25 protein-coding genes, 1 tRNA gene and 2 pseudogenes are annotated in these 19,252 nt (G+C 60.8%); 6 read left to right on the top strand and 22 right to left on the bottom strand.

Annotated elements, in window-relative coordinates; translation table 11 throughout:
• A partial coding sequence (locus tag NFX52_RS23250; protein ID WP_238385690.1) for a hypothetical protein occupies positions 1 to 206 on the top strand: 206 nt, incomplete at its 5' end.
• Between the two features lie 263 nt (positions 207 to 469).
• On the opposite strand, the gene NFX52_RS23245 is transcribed toward NFX52_RS23250, so the two are convergent.
• From NFX52_RS23245 to NFX52_RS23235, 3 genes are all read right to left on the bottom strand, one after another.
• Entirely contained in the window at positions 470 to 994 is a 525-nt protein-coding gene (locus NFX52_RS23245) for a hypothetical protein (protein WP_055400710.1), read from the bottom strand.
• Positions 991 to 2,175, bottom strand: coding sequence for an AAA family ATPase (locus tag NFX52_RS23240; RefSeq protein ID WP_055400708.1), 1,185 nt, complete (start codon positions 2,173 to 2,175; stop codon positions 991 to 993). Before NFX52_RS23240 ends, NFX52_RS23245 begins: the two co-directional genes overlap by 4 nt.
• Before the next feature lie 219 nt (positions 2,176 to 2,394).
• Positions 2,395 to 2,922 carry a hypothetical protein gene (locus NFX52_RS23235; protein ID WP_055400706.1) on the bottom strand — a complete coding sequence of 176 codons (528 nt, stop codon included), beginning with the start codon at positions 2,920 to 2,922 and terminating at the stop codon, positions 2,395 to 2,397.
• Between the two features lie 201 nt (positions 2,923 to 3,123).
• Between NFX52_RS23235 and NFX52_RS23230 the strand changes: the two are divergent.
• Positions 3,124 to 3,524: pseudogene (locus tag NFX52_RS23230) on the top strand (transposase family protein); the annotation flags it as partial.
• Positions 3,525 to 3,761: 237 nt separating this feature from the next.
• Here NFX52_RS23230 and NFX52_RS23225 read toward each other — a convergent pair.
• The 5 genes from NFX52_RS23225 to NFX52_RS23205 form a co-directional block, all read right to left on the bottom strand.
• Complete coding sequence (locus NFX52_RS23225) at positions 3,762 to 4,331, bottom strand: recombinase family protein (protein ID WP_055400704.1); 570 nt, start codon at positions 4,329 to 4,331, stop codon at positions 3,762 to 3,764.
• 250 nt (positions 4,332 to 4,581) lie between these two features.
• Positions 4,582 to 5,760: a zonular occludens toxin domain-containing protein gene (locus NFX52_RS23220; protein ID WP_055400702.1), complete on the bottom strand. Its 1,179-nt coding sequence runs from the start codon at positions 5,758 to 5,760 to the stop codon at positions 4,582 to 4,584.
• A gap of 2 nt (positions 5,761 to 5,762) precedes the next feature.
• Complete coding sequence (locus NFX52_RS23215; protein WP_055400700.1) at positions 5,763 to 6,062, bottom strand: DUF2523 domain-containing protein; 300 nt, start codon at positions 6,060 to 6,062, stop codon at positions 5,763 to 5,765.
• A gap of 3 nt (positions 6,063 to 6,065) precedes the next feature.
• A complete protein-coding gene (locus NFX52_RS23210; protein WP_055400698.1) occupies positions 6,066 to 6,428 on the bottom strand; it encodes a hypothetical protein in 363 nt (120 codons plus the stop codon).
• 122 nt (positions 6,429 to 6,550) lie between these two features.
• A complete protein-coding gene (locus NFX52_RS23205; protein WP_055400697.1) occupies positions 6,551 to 6,985 on the bottom strand; it encodes a hypothetical protein in 435 nt (144 codons plus the stop codon).
• Between the two features lie 46 nt (positions 6,986 to 7,031).
• Here NFX52_RS23205 and NFX52_RS23200 point away from each other — a divergent pair, with 46 nt between their 5' ends.
• Positions 7,032 to 7,601 (top strand): hypothetical protein, encoded by a 570-nt coding sequence (locus NFX52_RS23200; RefSeq protein ID WP_162239784.1) that lies wholly within the window; start codon positions 7,032 to 7,034, stop codon positions 7,599 to 7,601.
• 192 nt (positions 7,602 to 7,793) lie between these two features.
• Here NFX52_RS23200 and NFX52_RS23195 read toward each other — a convergent pair whose 3' ends face one another.
• The 7 genes from NFX52_RS23195 to NFX52_RS23165 are packed head-to-tail and all read right to left on the bottom strand — an operon-like array spanning position 7,794 to position 10,435.
• A complete protein-coding gene (locus tag NFX52_RS23195) occupies positions 7,794 to 8,009 on the bottom strand; it encodes a major capsid protein (RefSeq protein ID WP_055400695.1) in 216 nt (71 codons plus the stop codon).
• 3 nt (positions 8,010 to 8,012) lie between these two features.
• Positions 8,013 to 8,216 (bottom strand): hypothetical protein, encoded by a 204-nt coding sequence (locus NFX52_RS23190; RefSeq protein ID WP_055400693.1) that lies wholly within the window; start codon positions 8,214 to 8,216, stop codon positions 8,013 to 8,015.
• Positions 8,209 to 8,400: a hypothetical protein gene (locus tag NFX52_RS23185; protein WP_055400691.1), complete on the bottom strand. Its 192-nt coding sequence runs from the start codon at positions 8,398 to 8,400 to the stop codon at positions 8,209 to 8,211. Before NFX52_RS23185 ends, NFX52_RS23190 begins: the two co-directional genes overlap by 8 nt.
• On the bottom strand, positions 8,393 to 8,605 hold the full coding sequence (locus NFX52_RS23180; protein ID WP_055400689.1) for a hypothetical protein: 213 nt from the start codon (positions 8,603 to 8,605) through the stop codon (positions 8,393 to 8,395). Before NFX52_RS23180 ends, NFX52_RS23185 begins: the two co-directional genes overlap by 8 nt.
• A 2-nt stretch (positions 8,606 to 8,607) precedes the next feature.
• On the bottom strand, positions 8,608 to 8,925 hold the full coding sequence (locus NFX52_RS23175) for a hypothetical protein (RefSeq protein ID WP_252635838.1): 318 nt from the start codon (positions 8,923 to 8,925) through the stop codon (positions 8,608 to 8,610).
• Positions 8,926 to 8,954: 29 nt separating this feature from the next.
• Positions 8,955 to 10,178: a replication initiation factor domain-containing protein gene (locus NFX52_RS23170; RefSeq protein WP_055400685.1), complete on the bottom strand. Its 1,224-nt coding sequence runs from the start codon at positions 10,176 to 10,178 to the stop codon at positions 8,955 to 8,957.
• The gene (locus tag NFX52_RS23165; protein WP_055400683.1) at positions 10,175 to 10,435 is read right to left on the bottom strand and encodes a hypothetical protein; all 261 of its coding nucleotides are present in this window, start codon (positions 10,433 to 10,435) and stop codon (positions 10,175 to 10,177) included. The genes NFX52_RS23170 and NFX52_RS23165 overlap by 4 nt, the downstream gene beginning before the upstream one ends.
• A 114-nt stretch (positions 10,436 to 10,549) precedes the next feature.
• Here NFX52_RS23165 and NFX52_RS23160 point away from each other — a divergent pair, with 114 nt between their 5' ends.
• Together NFX52_RS23160 and NFX52_RS23155 are read left to right on the top strand one after the other, a co-directional pair.
• Positions 10,550 to 10,732 carry a hypothetical protein gene (locus NFX52_RS23160; protein WP_252635837.1) on the top strand — a complete coding sequence of 61 codons (183 nt, stop codon included), beginning with the start codon at positions 10,550 to 10,552 and terminating at the stop codon, positions 10,730 to 10,732.
• A 176-nt stretch (positions 10,733 to 10,908) separates the two neighbouring features.
• A complete protein-coding gene (locus tag NFX52_RS23155; protein WP_082437561.1) occupies positions 10,909 to 11,244 on the top strand; it encodes a hypothetical protein in 336 nt (111 codons plus the stop codon).
• On the opposite strand, the gene NFX52_RS23150 is transcribed toward NFX52_RS23155, so the two are convergent.
• From NFX52_RS23150 to cysS, 7 genes and pseudogenes are all read right to left on the bottom strand, one after another.
• Positions 11,212 to 11,304: transfer RNA gene (locus NFX52_RS23150), tRNA-Ser, on the bottom strand. The two genes, NFX52_RS23155 and NFX52_RS23150, sit on opposite strands and share 33 nt — an antisense overlap.
• Before the next feature lie 10 nt (positions 11,305 to 11,314).
• Positions 11,315 to 11,842 (bottom strand): annotated as a pseudogene (locus tag NFX52_RS23145) (ACT domain-containing protein); the annotation flags it as partial.
• A 38-nt stretch (positions 11,843 to 11,880) separates the two neighbouring features.
• The gene (gene tilS / locus NFX52_RS23140) at positions 11,881 to 12,846 is read right to left on the bottom strand and encodes a tRNA lysidine(34) synthetase TilS (protein WP_055400679.1); all 966 of its coding nucleotides are present in this window, start codon (positions 12,844 to 12,846) and stop codon (positions 11,881 to 11,883) included.
• A gap of 127 nt (positions 12,847 to 12,973) precedes the next feature.
• Positions 12,974 to 14,827, bottom strand: a complete 1,854-nt coding sequence (locus tag NFX52_RS23135; protein WP_055400677.1) for a methyl-accepting chemotaxis protein — start codon at positions 14,825 to 14,827, stop codon at positions 12,974 to 12,976.
• A gap of 336 nt (positions 14,828 to 15,163) precedes the next feature.
• On the bottom strand, positions 15,164 to 16,141 hold the full coding sequence (locus tag NFX52_RS23130) for an acetyl-CoA carboxylase carboxyltransferase subunit alpha (RefSeq protein ID WP_055400675.1): 978 nt from the start codon (positions 16,139 to 16,141) through the stop codon (positions 15,164 to 15,166).
• Positions 16,142 to 16,254: 113 nt separating this feature from the next.
• Positions 16,255 to 16,929, bottom strand: a complete 675-nt coding sequence (locus NFX52_RS23125) for a DNA-3-methyladenine glycosylase family protein (protein WP_082437559.1) — start codon at positions 16,927 to 16,929, stop codon at positions 16,255 to 16,257.
• Positions 16,930 to 16,976: 47 nt separating this feature from the next.
• On the bottom strand, positions 16,977 to 18,422 hold the full coding sequence (gene cysS / locus NFX52_RS23120; protein WP_055400673.1) for a cysteine--tRNA ligase: 1,446 nt from the start codon (positions 18,420 to 18,422) through the stop codon (positions 16,977 to 16,979).
• Between the two features lie 215 nt (positions 18,423 to 18,637).
• Here cysS and NFX52_RS23115 point away from each other — a divergent pair.
• The coding region (locus NFX52_RS23115; RefSeq protein WP_252635836.1) for a tetratricopeptide repeat protein at positions 18,638 to 19,252 on the top strand (615 nt) is incomplete at its 3' end.

The raw sequence follows: 19,252 nt of genomic DNA, 5'->3' as shown, positions 1-19,252 counted from the left end.
CCCAGCTGCCGTATGGTGGGCCTGACGCGCTTGCCCAGCTTGATGTAGAGCTCAACGGCTCGGATTCGATCTTCGTAGGAATACATGAACTACCTCCTGGTAGTCCAAGTTTTTGTCCGCATCCCCGGTGGGTTAGGTTTGCGTGGAAATCAACACTCGACCATTTACCTGAAGCAAAAACCCTTTTTCGGCTTTCAAAGGGTTGACCACCGCCTTCGGAACAATGTGGCTCCTCGAAAGCTGGGCCTCTCGGTGGCAAAGTCGACAGATTCCAATCTTCACAAGCCTCCCCTCCCACAAAATTCGCCTATGGTCTTGAAAGTCAAGTCAGACCGCCGCGCCCCGCTCACCCGCTGAAAACGAACTCTAGTTACCTTCACCCGAGGGGCACGTCAAGACGCATACGCAAGATTGTCTGAGCAAGGTGTCTCGGGTGTACCTCCTGCACTCTCGTGCAATGCAGCCACATCTAGCGAGCGACATCCACGCGAATGAACGTCTGAATCAGTTGCCCAAGCACAGGGTGTTCGCCAGCCTTACGGTCTACAAGCGCTATGTCCAAGTGCCGAGTCCAATCCATTTCAGAGGCACTGCATCCGAAGCGCCGCTCAAACGCCCTCTTCAATTGGTCAGTGGTCTTTCCATCAATGGCTTCGTCCTTCACAGCAAGCAGAAGTGCTTCTAGACAGGGATCACAAGGCAAAACCTGAATGCTTGCTTGTTTAGCCATTTTTCTTGCAGCGTCTGTCCAGCCGGTATCAGTATCAAGGAGCGCAGCCACCACATCGTATTGCGCATTCATTGCCTGGCGGCGTGCATAGTCCACCACATGGCCCGCACCTTTGCCCCGGGCATTCTTGATCGTGACAGCCACCCCTGAGCCCCGCTCCACATACAACCCTTTTAGATAGCGCAAGAACACCTCCTCGGCGTCACCTTCGCCAACGATCAGGACAGTGCGAGCAGCAACCCGAGGCAATCTTCTGCGGTTCATAGCTGTGGTACCGCTCCATACGCACCGGCCATGTACTTGGCGTATAAATTGTCGTCATTGCGCACACCGCCCACGCTGTCCAGTCGCCAGGCGGTACTTTGGTTCTGCTCATCTTTTTCGACAAGCATGACCTGCGACTTATGAAGAACATTGAGGACCTCCACTGCGTGGCAGGTAAAGAGCAGCTGGGCGCCTCCCGGGTTGGTCTTGGAACTGGCAAACAACTCCAGGATCGGTTCAAGCATGTGCGGATGAAGATCGTTTTCCAGTTCATCGATCACCACCACCCCACCTCTTTCCAAAGCAGGAAGAAGGCGAGACAGCAGCACGAACAAGCTCTGCGTGCCGTTGGACTCGAGCATGAAGGGCAACTCAAAGCCCGCTGTTTCGCTCGTCGAATGTATGCCAAAGGGCACCCAAAATGGCTGTTTGCTGCCGTCGGGCTGAACGCTGTCCATCTGCCGGATATCCACGTCTTTGAGGCCGAGATCCCATCGACGCAGCATCGAGACCAACTGCAACCGCTGGGTGTCACTTTGGACAAAGTGGGCGGCAGCCGTTAGCAACTGATTCGGGTCATAGGGCTGCCGACCATACTGATGGATGTTTGTCCGCACAGTACTTATCGCTAGTCGTTGGGCCAACGGCACTCCGTACTGTGCGGCGGTCGCAATCAGCGAGGCGTTTGGCCGGACCTTCTTCGCCTCCGCAGGCAACAAGCCAAAATCCTTCTGCTTGACCACATACACCTGATCGTCTTCATTCCAGTCTCTCGTGAACACGTAACGCATGCGGTCGTGTTTGACATAGAGTGACTCATGCAGCACGCGCTCCGGGGTGCATCGCAAAGAGTAGCGCCACAGGCGACCTTCGAAGTCGGCTTCTACCTCAAACTGTGACGGTTCATTGGGCGATGACAGATGAGGTTGCACGGGAATGGCAGCCTGAGGGTCCATCGCGAAGGACTGGCTGATGAACCAGTCTACAAACAAAAGCGGCTTGAGCAACGCCGTCTTGCCACTGGCATTGGCACCGATGACCGACATCACACTGCTGACACGCTCGCCAGTAGGAACGTTCCGGGCCCAGACCGACTGTGGCACTTTGCCATCCACCAGCATGGACACCTCGGTCCATTCCCGGTAAGACTGAAAATTGGCGAACGAGTAGTGATGAAGCATGCGAAATTAGATCATAAAATGAAAAAATCAACAGATTTTTGTTGATTTTCAAAATTAATTGACCTTCAATCGGCAGAAATTCTTCTCACCTGATCCAAGAGGCCTCGTAGGTTGCGCATCCGCAACCCTGGATGCCGCGACCTACTCCGTCGAGAAATCTTCGCTGACAGGCAAGTGACTGAGGGTCAATCTGTACCTGTCTGGCAACCAAGGGGAATGTCAGGCTCGACGTTGGGTAGCTGCCCCCAGCTGATTCTTGAAGATGCATAAGAAGCTCTCCACCTCATGCGCCTGCAATCTGTGCAGTTCAGTGGGTAACTCAGACATCAGCACACGTTCACGATCCGTGCGGATGCCCAGCCGCTTTGCCCCAATCCTTGTTCCCGCATGAAGACAAACATCCTCGGGAGCATGACGACATGCAGCAGCTATCCGCAATGCGGTGTCGTAGTGGTACAGCTCACCGATGCCGGCAACCTCCGACGTAGCGTCCCGCACCAAATCCCACACTTCGTCGAAAGACCCCGCCTTCTGGAGGCGCCCCAGCTTCGCCCGCAGAGCTTCGTGCGCACTAATCAGGCTGTCGCGCGTCAGTCGTCGTTGATGCGCATAGCGCTTTCCATGCGAGTCCCGCGCCAATGCGGCACGCTCAAGAAGTGCCTTTGTCAACCCCTTTTCATCAGTCTGGAAACTTCGAAGTTCACCCAGCTCTCCAGGTCGGTACTCTTCAATAAAGTAGCTGACCATAGCTGCGAGCGTAGCGAATTTCCTTATGGTTCCACACCCGCTCTTTTTGGTTCTGAGCTTGCCACAAACCATCCCCGCTCCTCCTTTAAGTGTCGCATCCCGGATGATTGCATCGATCCAAAATGCTATCAACTCTTCATGGCCAGAGCGGTTCCGCAAGAAATTGACAGAGTCCTTGCAATCCGCCCAGGGAGCGAAGCCATGTTGATTGTCCTGCACAAAAACGCCCGCACCACGCCTGCCGTGTGTGGAGAGATCACGGCCAGCGAAGAGACAGTCAGGGTCTTGGCCCAGCGCTTTGGCGCCACCAAGCAGACGGTCTACAAGTGGAAAAAGCGCTCTGTCTTTGGGGGCCGCTCGCACACGGCCTACCACCTGCAAACGGTACTCACGCCTGCGCAAGAGACCGTGGTGGCTCACCTGAGGCGTACCTTGCTACTGCCCTTGAATGACCTGTTGGCTGTTACGCGCGAGTTCATTCGCCTCATGTCTCACGCTCGTGACTGGACCCGTGCCTGCGCCGCCATGGAGCGGGCAACCTCAACGTACTCAAACCCCAGGAACCTGCGGTGGCCTACAAGGCCTTCAAGAGCTACGAGCCAGCTATGCACCCGCAACGCGCAGCGCCTGTTCACAATCGTCCACACAGCCCGCCTGGAAATTTGAGACTACTTGACGCGAAAGCGCTCAGTCTAGCTACACGCTTATCCAGCGACGTTCAACGAAAGCCAACATGCCATGGCATACCAAATGGCATACCGATTGATTAAGAAAACAAAAAACCCCAAGTGAATCAATCACTTGGGGTTCTATGCTGGCGGAAACGGATGTTTCTGACCCTAACGTGGCTGTCTGACGCGATACAACGCCCGCTTAACCACCGAAGTAGAAACCTCATACTTCAGGGCTAGTCCGGCCTGCGTAATGCCCCCTTGCTGATACTCAGCGACCAAAGCCGCCTCATCGGTGGCACTCAGAGCACGCAGTCTGCCCGGCATTCTCCCCCGTGCCCTAGCGGCAATCTGTCCCGCTATCGAGCGCTCCCGAATCATTGAACGTTCAAGCTGGGCCACAGCGCCGAGTATCTGAACGACGAAAACGCCCATACTGTTTGTTGTGTCAAGCGGTTCAGTGACACTTTTGATGGTGGCTCCTACACCCTCAAGCTGGCGCAACATAGCCAGCAGATCAAAAAGACTGCGGGCGATGCGGTCAATCTTGTACACGACCAGTACATCACCCTTTTGGAGCGATGCGAGACACCGCGTCAATTCATGCCGCCCCCTGCGTGACGCGCCGCTTGCCTTCTCCTGAAAAACAACTGTGCAGCCAGCTTTGGACAATGCGTCCAGCTGTAAAGCCGTATCTTGGTCCTGCGTTGAAACTCGCGCATATCCAATCAATGCCATCTTCTTTCCCTCCTTTTTGGGAAATCTTGGCTTTTTTACCAACTAGTAAAAGCCCAAAATGGCGGCCCCGAAATCCATAGGTTTTCAGTGGCTTGTCAGTGCGGTGTGCTGGCGCTCAGGGAGAAACCGGGCAAGGGTTAATCAACGGCCTGACATGGGGTTTGTCACCCCATACCCCGACCCCACCACTGCGCCACAAGGGCTCCGTTCTCGGGGCCCTGTTTGTCTCTCAGAAGGGATGATTGGAGCGTTACCCGCCTTGGCTGCCGCTGTTGTGTGGGTAGACGTTGAAGGCCGGGTTTCTGATGCCCAGGGCCTGCGGTATGTCGGACTGCGTGATCTGGCCGGGAAGGTTCGGCTCTAGCTTGGGAGTGGGCACGCTGCGCACCTGCTGGGGCGGTGGCTGCATTGCTTGCATAGGCTGCATGCGGACCTGCTGCGGGAGCATTTGGGGGCCCTGCTGCGCTGCCTGCTGGCTTTGCTGCTGCCAGTCCACAAAGAAGCCTTGCGCCACGATCTGGAGGCACACAGGGCCACTGACTTGCATAAGCGTTGCCTGCTGGGTGTAGCACTTGCAGGTCTTGCCCATGGTGATGCACGCGGCTGGATACGGGGCCACAGTGGGCTTAGTCACCTCGTCATAGGCCGGGGCCGTGTGCAGGAAGTCTGGCAGGCGTGGAGAGCGCTGTTCAATGTACTGCTCTGGGGTGAGCTTCGCGGCTACTGCCTGCGGTGCTGTGGCGATGGTTTCGACCTGACTGGCGGGCTTGGTGGCGGCCTTCGCTTCGGTCTTGGTCAAGAGCTTGGAACCGGCGAGCCAGATCAACAGCGGAATGAGCAGAACGCAGGCGAGGAAGACCCAAAGCTTTGCGGGCAGCTTCTTTTTGCCGGTGTGCAGGCTTGCGCTTTTGTACCAGCCATAAACCTCCTTGGGGAAGGCTTGCATGGTGACTGTGCCGGTCTTGCCGCTGCCGTCTTTTTCGCAATTGGGATTGACTGCGGACCACTCCAGCACGCTGACCATATCGACACCGAAGGAGCGTTTGAGGTGGCGGTGCCATCCAGGCGGGCCGATCAGGCGGCGCACGAAGCTATCGATGTTCTGCGGGTGCTGGGTGACCATGTAGAAGTCAAAGCCGCGCCTGCGGTGTTCTGCCAGCATCTTGACGGATTCGGGCACGGTGGAGCCTGCGGGCCTGTTGGGCAGATCGTTATGGGCTTCGTCAATCAGAAAGATCGTGCCGTCTGGCTCTGCTTGCCAGTCCTTGAAGTCAATTTTTTTCCAGCCGTCCAACTCGCCACCGGGCACGGGTTCGAAGCGCCCGTTATGGCACACGGGGCGGTTTTCTTTGAGCTGGCGTTCGCGTACCCACTTGAGGGTGTTCAGGGTCTTGCCTGCGCCATTGGCGCCGCTGATGAGGTACAGCATGGCTACTTGAGCACGAAGCGTTTAAAGGTGTCGGAGGTCAGGCCATCGAGCAGCAAGCGGGCCGCGATGGCGCTTGTCACGACGCTGATTGCCACGCCCACTTTCATGATGGAGAGCATGCCGAAGACTTCGGGGGGCAGGCTGGTGAAGCTTTGGATTGCTTGGGTTTTGAGGGCCTCAAGACTGGCGTTCACGCCGGTGTAGGTGATGACGGCCATGCCGAGAGCAACCAGGACGCGGCCCACGATGGATCCGACCAGATTTAGCAGCATGCCGCCGATGGCAGCGATGAATATTGGCATTGCTTAGCCCCTCCCAACGATGCGAATGGCGAGCAGCAAGGACACTGCAACCATGATGTTTCCGATGATTTCGAGGCTCGGGCAAATCTTGCTCATTGGCAGGGTTACCGATTTGCCGACAACGACGATATTCAAGTCTCGGATGCACTGACCACCACCGAAGGCATTGGCCGTACTGATGCGATTGGCCATGCTTTCTTCTTTGTTGCCGGGCAGGTCTTTGGTCTGCTCACCCTCCTTGCCTTTTTCTTTGTCGTAGAGGTCAGACTCCGCGCTTTTGTCGTCAAAGAGCTTGCAGGCGCGGCGGTGCTGTTCTTTGGCGATCGCGCAAAAGATGGCATCGCCTTCACAGCCAAAACCTTGCATACAAGAGCCACCGAAACCGGAATCACCATCACCATCGCCGTCACCGTTGCCGCCACCAGGACCGTTACCGTTGCCACCACCAGGAGGGCTGGGCGTGTAAGTGCCCCAACATTGACCGTTGATTAGTACGGTGCCATCAGGGCACTTGCCATCGTCTGGCGGCTCAGGGTCCTTGATGCATGCGGGGCCACTGGGGGCGGGCGAGAAACCGGAAGGGCATTCAAACTCGCCATCGCCATCATCATCATCTTCAGGAGGGACAGGCTTTGGCGGTGGAAGGCCGCCACCACCAGAGCCAGAGCCAGGACCTGTACCGCCGCCACCGGGGCCAGTGCCAGGACCTGTACCACCGCCACCGGGGCCAGTGCCGGGGCCTGTACCACCGCCACCGGGGCCAGTGCCAGGACCTGTACCGCCGCCACCGGGGCCAGTGCCAGGACCTGTACCACCACCACCAGGGCCGGTGCCGCCACCACCGGGGCCGGTGCCAGGACCCGTGCCGGGGCCTGTACCGGGGCCGGTTCCGGGACCAGTGTCGGGACCACCAGGGCCGTCATTAGGCCCACCGCCGCCACTATCGGATGGGGTGCAGGTGGAGCCCGTTTGGCGCCCAGTGCCGGTGCATTGTGTTTGGCCTTCCCAGGTTACGCAGATAGATGGATTGGCCTTCACCGTGCAGCCGTCTTCACAGCTATAGGTGGTGGTGTTGCCATTGGTGAATCTTTCACCAACTTCCTTCCCAGGCTGGCAACCGTTCTTCTTACAAACCCCGTTTATACGGGTGTAGCCCGGCTCACACGGTGGCTCCTTGACACAAAAACCATTTACGCGCACCTCGTCGGCTTTGCACTTGTCAGGAACACAGGCGCCGCCTTCCTCGTGCTGGCCTTCGGGGCATGGATTTTTGGGCTTGCACTGGCCATCTTTCTCTTCAAAGCCGGTATTGCATGTGCAGGTGGTGCCGCTGATGGTGGAATTGGGCGGGCAGTAGTCCGGCTTTGGCACAAGGTATTCCTGACCAATGAGCGCGGCGGTGGTGGGGTCCTTGCAGTAGTAGTGATTGGTCGCGATCTTGTCAGCTTGTTCCAGACCGCAGGCGCCACAGCGCCCGGGCTTTTCACCGCCAGGACCAGTGCAATACCAAACGCTCTGGCCTGCGTTGATCACGGCTGATGCGGGACCGGTAAAGCCCAAGAACAGCGCAAGGGGGAGAGACAGCGCGATCAGGCGGAGAAGATTAGCCATGCGGCCCCCAGTGATGCGACGATGACGAGAAGGCCCATTTGTTTTCACCTTGAAGAAGCCCACCGTGTGGACTTTTGCAAGGCCCCTGCCGGCCGGTCAGGGAGCACATGCAGCTAGCGCTTAGCTGATAGCGCGGCGCACCCACTTGAAGGCCGCGACGGCCACCACGACCAGCAGCACAGCAGCGCCGATCAGGCCGATGGGCGCGATGGTGCCGTTGATCTCGGAGACCACGCCAGTCACGTCGATGGCGGCGTGTGCGTTGTTGGCGAGGGCCAGGGCACCGACTGCGGCAGCAGTGGCAAAGCGGCGGATTTGTGCATTGATGCGGTTCATGTTTCAGTCCTCATTGGTTTGGTTTCCATCGGAAGATTTAATGGCCTGGATGAGGACCCGGAAGGCCCACGCCACAGCCCACACCAGCAGGATGGCGCTGCTGATTACTGCCCCTTCCTGCGGGCTCAGTTCGAGCACAGGGAGGGTGATTTCGTGCTGCACCGTGACCGTGCAGGCCGAGGTGCATTGAATGGTTTGCTCAGGCATTTCCGAGGGCTCGTGCACGCGCTTGGGCGATGCGTTCACGGCGGGCTGCGCGGGCGTGCAGGCGGTGGGCCAGCACGTGCATGGAGCCGACCAGCAGATGCCACAGGGCGGCACCGATGAAGCCTGCGCAGATGCCGAGGATGGCGAGTTGTTGCGCTACGTGGCCGAGGTCGATTTCAGGCATTTAGGGCCTTTCCATAGAGGTCATCAAGATCAACGACAGCGGGCCGGTGGAAAGGCTCCGCGTGATCCTCGATTAGCTGGACGCAGGTTTCCACGTCATCCAGCGTTGCAGCCTCAGACAGCAACATGACCCATTCGGGCTGTCCGTCCTCAACGTTGGGCGCGAGAAAGCAGCCCGTGGTGCGCGACTGGATGACGAGGCGCATGGTTAGGCTGCGGCTTTGGCTGTGGCTGCGGGACGGATGCCCAGGAGTGTCAGCTTGGTGGAGTTGTCAGCACCTGCCACCACATCGAATTCGCAATCGCACATCACGCCAGTGATGGGCCATTTGTTCTTGAGGTGTGCCCACTTCTGGAACTCGGACGAGTCGCCAAACTTGAATGGGCGCGTGACTACGCCGATGCTTTCCCCGCTGGAGCTTTGACCCATGTCCACCGAGAGGTGGAACGTGGTGGAGTCGAAGGCGCGGCCTTCATAGTCGCCCTTGCTGGACTTGATGCCGTGCAACACGGCTTGGCTTTGCATACGCATTTGATGTTTTCCTTTTGGCCGGGTTATGCGGCGAACGCAGCGGGGCCAGCGCTGGTGCCAGAGACTTTTTTGAACATGGCCTGATAGACGCGCTCGACCTCTTGCCGCTTGAACTTGGAGAGGCGACCAGGAAGCTCTGCGCAGTTCTCGATGAAGCCCGCGAGGGTTTCGCGGTCCATGTAGAGGAAGGCCAGCGCAGCAGATTTGCCAGCGGTGGAGAAGAACCAACGGGCGTTGCGCGTGCACTCCGCCATCAAGGTTTCAAGGGGCAGGCGTGGCTCTGTTTTGATGGGCTCGGCCTGGGCAATTTCGCCGTGCTCGGAGAGCATCAGTGCGTGCCATTCGCTGGTGCCTGCGAAGAAGTTGGCGGGCCTGCGCAGCAGATCCACGGGCAACAGGCGCTTTTGATTTCCATAGCGCACTTCGATGCGTTGCCAGCCGGTGGCGTCCTGCTCGCCATAGAGCTGAACGCCCTTGTCGTACACGTTGGTTTGCTTGCCTGCGGCCTTGCTGCCGAAGTAGAAGGACCGGCCTACACCACCTGAGCGCCACGCGCCCACACAGTTGTGCTTTGGGCGGTGTCCCAGGTGATCCATCAGGCCAGCGTCGTAGTCGGAGCCGATGCGGTCCATGCCACCTGAAATGCCCTCGAAGAAGTCCAAGGCCAGATCGCACCGCGTGACGACTGCGCGGTGTTCGTCCAGATAGTCGGCCATCTGGTAGTGCCAACCAGGGCGTGCAAACGTGCACGCTGCACCGTAGAGGTTGCAATGCAGGGTCTTGGCCTGGGCCGATTGGCGCGGGCTGTCGCCGCTTGACAGGCACCCCACCCAGCCGCATTCAGAGCCTGCGCGCATGATCGACCAGCGGTAACGGTAGAAGTCGTGACCCTTCTTCAATTCGGGGTCCACCGTGAAACCAGCACCGAGCAGTTCACAGACGTTTTGCGCGAGCTCCAGCGCTTGCGTGGTGGCCGAGAAATCAGGGTCATCCAGGCCGCGAAGGATGCGGGCTAGATCGTGGCGGCGCCGGTCTTCTTCGCTGATCTGGTGGAGGGACTTTTCCCAATCCTGGGTTTCGTCGCGTGGGGGGAAGAGGGTGTCCACCGTGGGGACGGGGGCATGGCGCAGATTGAGGGTGAAGCGCAGCCAGTCGATATGAACGGGCGAGCCGGTAACGGTGCGCTCTTCGTGCAGACGCAACAGAACCTCATTGCCATCGAGGACGAGAGGGGTGGCGATGGTCACGCTCTGCCCTCTTCGAAGTTGTCCCCGTGATTACCATCGGGGACGGCTGTTGCCGACGCTACGCACCCCCCAAAATTGATAGCAGAGGATTCAACATCCGCCGCCGCAGGCGCGCCCGCGCTTCGCTTGCCGGTCGCGCCCGCGTCGTCTTGCTTGGGCAGCGAGTCGATGAAGGCAAGGACGTGCTGCCATTGGTGGGGGGCGCGGCCCATGAACATGGGCACCATGCCTGCGCCGGATTGACCGTTGAACTTCATGAGAACCTCCGCACGATCCAATTCATTGCAGGAACCATCGCGAGGTGGAAAACCACAAGGGCCAGAAGGCAGCAGCCGACAATGAAGGCGGTCGTTACAGAGGGAGAAACAAAAATGGAACAAGTCACAGCCCCCGTGGTGTGGGGGATTGCTGCGCTGATCGTGGCCATCGCTGGACTGCTGATTGCTATCAGCATCGCAAGCAGGAGGAAGGAAAAGGCGCTCAGAAAAGCAGAGCGTGAGGAAATGCGGCGACCTGGGAGAGAGGCCGCACGCGATGCGCGCTCACGTCGGTAGGTGGTGCACACCCCCTGCCCGGCAGCGGCTGGAGCCGCCAAGCTTTCGCCGGGCCGTTTGGTGGCAGGGGGTGTGCAAACCTGAGGTGTTGGGGACATGGCGGCTCCTGTGTGAGAATTACCAAATTGCAACCATTGCCAATTTGGTAACGCAATACTAAAGGAATCATTCTCAAAATGGAACCACTTGTCACACACCTAACACTGGAAACACTTATCCAGCGGGCAGCAGAGGTTGCCGGTAGCCAACGAAAGCTAGCCGAGCTACTCGGTCTGAACCCGTCGAACTTGGTAGAGATGAAACAAGGGAAGCGCGCCTGCGGCTGGCGCGTGAGGGGAAAAATGCGCGCCATCCTGGGCGAAGACCCGGCGCATGCCTTCATGGCCGCGATGGCCGAAGACCTAGAGCAGTCAGAAAATCAGGACGAAAAAAAAGCTGCAGATGGCTTTAAGGCCATGCTTGCAGCTTTTCCTGATGGTTGGCGGAAACGGAGGGATTCGAACCCTCGATGAGGCTCTACACCCCATACTCCCTTAGCAGGGGAGCACCTTCGGCCACTCGGTCACGTTTCCAATCCCACTATTATGCCCCATTTCTGAGCCGCTTCTGGCAGTCTGGTACGGCTCCTTGCTGGTCACACTCAAATGCTCTGGACAGGCTTTGCGCGGCCAACTCGGCGTACTTTTCGTCGATCACCACCGAGGTCTTGATTGCGGACGTGGAGATCATCTGGATGTTGATGCCCTCTTCTCTCAGGGTACTAAACATCTTGCTGGCCATCCCCACAGTGCTGTGCATGCCGATACCGGCGATGCTCACCGCGCAGATGGTGGTGTCCCCCACCAGTTCCTGCACCCCCAGTGTGGGTACCACCTTCTCCTGGAGCAGGTCCATGGTGCGGGCATAGTCATTGCAGTGCACGGTGAAGCTGAAGTCGGTTTTTCCGTCCTTGTTCACGTTCTGGATGATCACGCCGACTTCGATGTTGGCATCGCCCACCGCGCCCAGGATCTCGCGGGCGAGGCCGCGCCTGCCGGGCACGCCCAGCACGGAGATCTTGGCCTCGTCGCGGTTGACCACGATGCCGGGTACGACGGCTTGTTCCATTTTTTGTCTTCCTCGCAGGGTGCCTTGCGATGTTCGGGCAACTAGAGCCCCCCAACGTGGGGGTCGCACCAGTCAAGGGCTGGCCCGGTCCGCACCACAAAGCCACACCCCACCTTGATGTGGATGCGGTGGCCGCGCGTGGTGCAGGCCGCAATCTGGTCCAACAGCTCGCCCAGTTGCGCCGCCGCGGGTGTGGTGTGGTGGAACTGGCGCAACCAGTGGCGCAGCACGTTGGCCTGGCGCGAGCGGCTCAAGCCCTGCAGTGCAGCGATTTGCGGCGGTGCACCGACGCGCGCCAAGTCCTGCTGCGCCAGTTCTTCCAGCAGCTCAGCGGCCTGCGCGGCGTTGGAGGCCGAGCGGGCGAACGTGTCGCGAAACGCCGGAAAGGCGGCCTCCAGCGCAGGCAGCAGCTGCGCGCGGATGCGGTTGCGGGTGTAGCGCTCGTCGGTGTTGGTGGGGTCTTCCACCCAGCCCTGTTCTTGCGCTCGCAGCCAGCTGCGAATGTCTCCGGCGGCCACTGGCAGCAACGGGCGGTGCCACACCACGCCAGCGCGTTCCCAGCGGGCAGGCATGGCGGCCAGCCCGGCAACGCCTGCACCACGCGACAGCGCCAGCAACAGCGTCTCGACCTGGTCGTCCGCATGTTGCGCAATTGCTATTGATTTGATAGCTATTTGCGATTGACTGGCAAGCGCTACAGCCTCAAAAGCCTTGTATCTTGCCTGCCGGGCGGCATCTTCGGGGCTCTGGCCCGGGGCATGGCGGGCATCCAACCGTTCCACCCACAGCGGCACGCCAAGGCCCTGGCACAAGGCGGTGCAATGCCGCTCAAACCCATCGGCCGCCGCCTGCAGGCCGTGGTGCACATGGATGGCCTGCACCTGCCCAGGCCACCGGCGCGCACAAGCCAGCAGCAGCGCCGTGGAGTCGGCTCCGCCACTCAGCCCCACAGCCAGTGGCAGTGCGGGCGCAAAGGCCTGCATGGCAGCGTCGAAAGACTGGGTCATTGCAGCACCCGGCCTGCGCCACGGAGCGGTGGTGGCGCATCAAGCGCGCAAAAGCGTTGGACGGAGCGGGAATGCATGGGCGCCGATTATCGCGGGCGCCCTCCCCTTGCCTGCCCCATCCATCCCATCAACCGGCTGGCGCGGACAAACGCGGCCCGGCGCGTGAGGCATCGGCGGACAGGCGGAACGTGCCCACCACCTCCGACAGCCGCACTGACTGGTCCTTGAGGCTCTGCGCGGCGGCGGCGCTTTGTTCCACCAGCGCAGCGTTCTGCTGGGTCATCTGGTCCAGGTGCGATACCGCCTGCCCGACCTCGTTGATGCTGGTGCTTTGCTCGTTGGTCGAGGCCGTGATCTCGGCCATGATGTCTGTGACGCGCTGCACCGAGGTCACGATGTCTTTCATCGTGGTGCCCGCGTCATGCACCAGGCGCGAGCCGTTTTCCACCTGCTCCACCGACGCGCTGATGAGCTGCTTGATTTCCTTGGCAGCCTCCGCACTGCGCCCGGCCAGGCTGCGCACTTCGCTGGCCACCACCGCAAAGCCCCGGCCCTGCTCGCCAGCGCGCGCTGCCTCTACCGCCGCATTCAGTGCGAGGATGTTGGTCTGGAAGGCGATGCCGTCAATGACTCCGATGATGTCGTTGATCTTGCGCGACGCGGCATTGATCTGCTCCATGGTGGTCACCACATTGCCCACCACCTGGCCACCGTGCTGCGCCACGCTGGATGCCTGGGCCACCAGCTGGTTGGCCTGGCGAGCTGAATCCGCGTTGTGGCGCACGGTTTCGGTCAGCTGCTGCATGGAGGCGGATGTCTCCTCCAGGCTGGAGGCCGTGAGTTCGGTGCGCCCGCTCAGGTCCTGGTTGCCGGTGGCAATCTCTTCGGCCGCCACGCGCACCGAGCTGCTGGCATCACGGATCTGCGCCAGCACACCCGAGAGCTTGCCCGCAAAGCTGTTGAAGCTGGCAGCAATTTGCGCCAGTTCATCCTCGCCCTGCGCGTCGATGCGGCGCGACAGATCACCGTCGCCTGTGCCGATTTCGTGCATGGCGTCGCGCACCAGGCTCAACTGGCGCAGGCGCCGGGTCAAGATCACGCCCAGCAACCCGACGGCTACCAACAACACCAACACGCTAGAGACCAGGGATGTGGCCAGCATGGAGCGGATGGGCGCCATCGCTTCGCTCTCATCCAGGGCCACCACCAGCATCCACGAGGTGCCAGCGATGGGAACCACACTCAGCAGGCGGTTGCGCCCCCCAATGTCGGCTTGCAACAGGCTGGTGCTGTCCTTGGCGGCTGCGACCAATTTGTCCACCGCAAGGTCTTTGGACAGCTCCGCAATGGGCTTGAGGGTGAGCGCCGGATCGCGGTGGGCAATGATCTTTCCGTCGGCTGACACCAGGAACCCAAAGCTCTGGGGCGTGGGCCGGATGGAGGCCACATTGGCCACCACCGACTCCATATACACATCGCCCGCCGCCACCCCCTTGAGGGCGGCGCCTGCGCCCACCGGGGTGGCAAACGTCACAACGAGCTTCTGGTCCGACGCTGAAATGTAGGGCGGCGTGACGACCGACGTGCCCGCCTGCGCCGCCTGCTTGTACCAGGGCCGCGCAGTGGGGTCGTAATCTGCCGGCAAATTGCGCGTTTCAGAGAACACGTATTTTTTGTCGGCATAGCCAAAGTAGGCGGTACTGAACTTGCCAGCATCCCGCAGCATGGCCAGCGGCTTGGCGGGCTCGGGCTCTTCAAAGGCGGTGACGGACGCCGCAATGATCGCCGACTTGCCCCGTGCCCATTCCTCAATGGTCTCGGCGTGGCTTTTGGCCGTGGCCAGCCCCTCTTCCGCCAGCGACACTTGCGCCTGCCCGCGCGCTGAAAAGTAGTTGACCAGGGTCAGTACCAGCAAGGCGGCCACCATACACAGGGCGGACAACACCAGAATCTGGCCTTTGAGCGTCTTCAGAAGCGACATGGGGCACCCCTTCTTGATCCACCCGCACGTGCGGTCGGATTGAGCCATGTTACATCCGGTATCAGCCTGTGCGCCAGTGGTGGTTAGCCCGCAGAGCGCTAGGAGTGTGGGCGGCAGAAGGCATCGAAGCGAAACGTGCGAAAACCGAGGATTGCGTGGTGCTACCGACAAGCCCAGGGTGGGCCCCTGGGCGCAGGAGGTAGTACCGCGCGAGACCGGTTTATCGCGCGTTGCAGCCGGTGCTCCTTCTGCTGCCCACACTCCTAGGTTCTGACCACAAAAACAACAACGGCCCCGAAGGGCCGTGGGCGCAATGCGCGATGGGCAGTCAACCGCTCAGCGGCTATCGGCCTTGGTGTCGCTGAAGCGGCCGTAGCTCTGCAGACGTTCGTAGCGGCGGTCCAGCAGGTCTTTGGTCTTGAGGTCGGCCACCTGGCGGAAGGCATCGCCCAGGGCACGCTTCAAGAAGGCCGCCATCTGCTTGTGGTCGCGGTGGGCGCCGCCCACGGGCTCGCTCACGATCTTGTCCACCAGGCCCAGGGCCTTCAGGCGGTGGGCGGTGATGCCCAGGGCATCGGCCGCCTCCTGGGCCTTGTCGCTGGTCTTCCAGAGGATGGAAGCGCAGCCCTCAGGGCTGATCACGGAGTAGATGGCGTATTGCAGCATGACGACCTGGTCACCCACGCTGATGGCCAGTGCGCCGCCAGAGCCGCCTTCACCAATGATGGTGGTGATGATGGGCACTTCGAGCTGCGCCATCTCGAAGATGTTGCGGCCGATGGCTTCAGACTGGCCGCGTTCTTCGGCGTCGATGCCGGGGTATGCGCCGGGCGTGTCCACAAAGGTGAACACGGGCAGCTTGAACTTCTCGGCCGTTTTCATGAGGCGAAGGGCCTTGCGATAGCCCTCGGGCTTGCTCATGCCGAAGTTGCGCATGGCGCGCTCCTTGGTGTCGCGCCCCTTCTGGTGGCCCAGCACCATGCAGGCGTGGCCGTTGAAACGCGCCAGGCCGCCCACGATGGACAGGTCGTCCGCGTAATGGCGATCGCCGTGCAGTTCCACGAAGTCGGTGAAGATGTCGCGCACGTAATCGAGCGTGTAAGGGCGCTCGGGATGCCGGGCAATCTTGGTGATCTGCCAGGGCGACAGTTCGCTGTAGATGTCTTTGGTGAGTTGCTGGCTCTTCTTGCTCAGCTGGTCGATTTCTTCCGAGATATCGACGGCACTCTCGGTCTGCACGTAGCGCAGTTCTTCAATTTTGGATTCGAGTTCGGCGATGGGCTGCTCGAAATCCAGAAAGGTCTTTTTCGCCAACGTTTTTCTCCTAGGGGATCGCGCCGGTTGCGGCTGCCACGAATACGAATGGCACGCACTGTAACCGACGGTTAACGAGTTTTGTAAAGCGCGTCAGGCTGGGTCAGCCGTTTTCAGTAAGCCACCGGCAGGGGGTCGAGCGATCGCCAAATATACCAAGTTGCCACGCTGCACCATGGCTTCCAGGCCTCGGCCACCTCGCGCGCATCGCTGCGGCTGACGGGATCGCCCGAGAAATAGTTGTGACTGATTCCTGCGATCAACCCTGGGTCATCCAGGGGCAATACGTTGGGGCGCATCAGGTAGAAGATCAGAAACATCTCGGCCGTCCAGCGGCCAATGCCCCGGATGGCCACCAGCTCGGCAATGATGGCTTCGTCGTCCATCGCCGCCCAGTCCTTCACGTGCAGCTTGCCTTGCTCAAAGTGGATGGCCAGATCCACCAGGTAATCCACCTTGCGCGCCGACAGGCCTGCGGCCCGCATGTCGTCGATCTTAAGCTTGAGCACGCTGGCGGGCTTCATGCCGCGCGGCAGCAGCGCGACGAAGCGCTCCCACACGGCCTGCGCCGCCGCGACGGACACCTGCTGGCCCACGATGCTGCGCGCCAGCGTGACGAACGCATCACCCCGCGTACGCAGCGCGGCATCGCCCAACTGCGGGATCAGGCGCTTCATCACCCGGTCCTTCTTCACCAGGTGCTTGCAGGCCTCCGCCCAATAGTCGGGCGTGGCCAGCACCAGCGGCGGCGTTGCGACATCGATCGCTATCTTTTTAAGAGCTGCCACCGCTTACCCCACCTGCGCCAGAGGCATATTTGACATAAAAACCAGCTTCACTGCGCAGCTTCCCAGGTCGTGCCTGCGGCGGAATCCTTGAGCACGATGCCCTGGGCAAGCAGCGCCTGGCGGATGCGGTCGGCCTCGGCGAAGTTCTTGGCAGCCTTGGCGGCGGCGCGGGCAGCGATTTGTTCGTCAATGAACGCCTTAGAAGGTGGACCTGCAGCAATCGAAGGAATGCCAGGCCGCATCAGGCCAGCACCGGGCACCTCGATAACTCTAGGGGGCATCCACTGAAGGAATGCGTTTGGGTCACCCTGCAGAATGCCCAGGCATCCCCCCAGCGCCTTGAGCAGCCCCGCCAGCGCGGCCGATCGCGTCTTGTTGACTTCACCGGCCAGATCAAACAGCACGGCCACGGCCTCGGGCGTGCCAAAGTCCTCGTCCATGGCCGCCTTGAAACGCGCGGCGTAGGGATCGGCCCAGTTGATGGTCGCCACATCGGAGGGCGCCACCAGGCTCAGCGCCGTGTACAGGCGCTTGAGCGCCTGGCGCGCGTCGTCCAGATGGGCATCGCTGTAGTTCAGCGCGCTGCGGTAGTGGGCACGCACGATGAAGAAACGCACCGTCTCGGCGTCGTACTGCTGGAGCACGTCGCGGATGGTGAAGAAATTGCCCAGACTCTTGGACATCTTCTCGTTGTCCACGCGCACAAAACCGTTGTGCACCCAGAACTTGGCCAGCGGCTTGCCCGTGGCGCCTTCGCTCTGGGCGATTTCGTTTTCGTGGTGGGGGAACTGCAAATCGGCTCCGCCGCCGTGGATGTCAAACGTCTCGCCCAGCGTGGCGCAGCTCATGGCCGAGCATTCGATGTGCCAGCCGGGGCGGCCGGCGCCAAAAGCGCTTTCCCACTTGGCCTCAGGTGGCTCCTCGGCCTTGGCGGACTTCCACAGCACAAAGTCGAGCGGGTCTTCCTTGCCATCGAGCACGGCCACACGTTCACCCGCACGCAGTTCATCGAGCGACTTGCCCGAGAGCTTGCCGTAGCCGTCGAACTTGCGCACGGAGTAATTCACATCGCCATTGCTGGCACGGTAGGCCAGGCCTTTGCCCTCAAGCTGGCCGATCAGCGACAGCATCTGGGGCACGTATTCGGTGGCGCGGGGCTCGGCCGAGGGCGGCTCGATGCCCAGCAGGCCGATGTCCTGGTGCATGGCGGCAATCATCTCGTCAGTGAGCTGGCGGATTGTGATGCCACGCTCCAGCGCACGCTTGATGATCTTGTCGTCGATGTCGGTGATGTTGCGCACGTAGGTCACGCGCAGGCCGCTGGCCTTGAGCCAGCGCTGCACGACGTCGAACGCCATCATCATCCGGGCGTGGCCGATATGGCACAGGTCATAAATGGTCATGCCGCACACATACATGCGCACATGGCCAGGTTCGAGCGGGGAAAAGTCTTCCAATGCACGCGACAGCGTGTTGTAGATGCGCAAACTCATGGGATTTCAGTAACGGGGGATGGGGTGGTGGGTGAATGAAAATCCACCCGGCAGCTGGGGGCAAAGGCCCCTGGCGAAGGGTTGGCCCAGCGAGGGGCCTACAGCGAAATCACCCGCGGCAACAGCGTTCCGTCATGACAACCCCCTCAGCTACAATCCGCCGCAGTATAAGCCCCCGCCCGGGACAGACGCTGCCCCACACCTTTGAAGCCCCCATGAAGCAAGTCCGCCGCACACTTCCACGCCTCCTGCGCCTGCTGGCACTGACCGCGCTGCTGGGCACTGGCGCGGCCCAGGCCGACGACTACACAGAAATCACCCAGCTGATCAAAGCAGGCAAGCCCGCCGACGCGCTCGCCAAGGCCGATCAGCGCCTGGCCGCCAACCCACGCGACCCGCAGCTGCGCTTCCTGCGTGGCGTTGCACAGGCAGATTCGGGCAAGCCTGCCGATGCCATCACCACCTTCACCAAGCTGACGGAAGAATACCCAGAGCTGCCCGAGCCCTACAACAATCTGGCGGTGCTCTACGCCAACCAGAATCAGCTGGACAAGGCACGCACGGCGCTGGAGATGGCAATCCGCACCAACCCCAGCTACGCCACTGCCCACGAAAATCTGGGCGACATCTACGCCAAGCTGGCCAGCCAGGCCTACAACAAGGCGCTGCAGCTGGACGCCACCAACGCCAATTCCGTCAAGCCCAAGCTGGCACTGATCCGCGAGCTGTTCGCGCCAGAAGCCGCCGGCAAGCCAGGCCGCCCCGCCGCCGCAGCCCCGGCAACGGCCCCTGCCGTGGTGGCCACGCAGCGGCCAGCGCCACCCGCAGCA

Source organism: Acidovorax facilis, assembly GCF_023913775.1.
In the GTDB taxonomy this organism is placed as follows: domain Bacteria; phylum Pseudomonadota; class Gammaproteobacteria; order Burkholderiales; family Burkholderiaceae_C; genus Acidovorax; species Acidovorax facilis.
The sequence above is the reverse complement of the archived record's forward strand: the minus strand, read 5'-3'. Positions and strand labels throughout refer to the sequence as shown.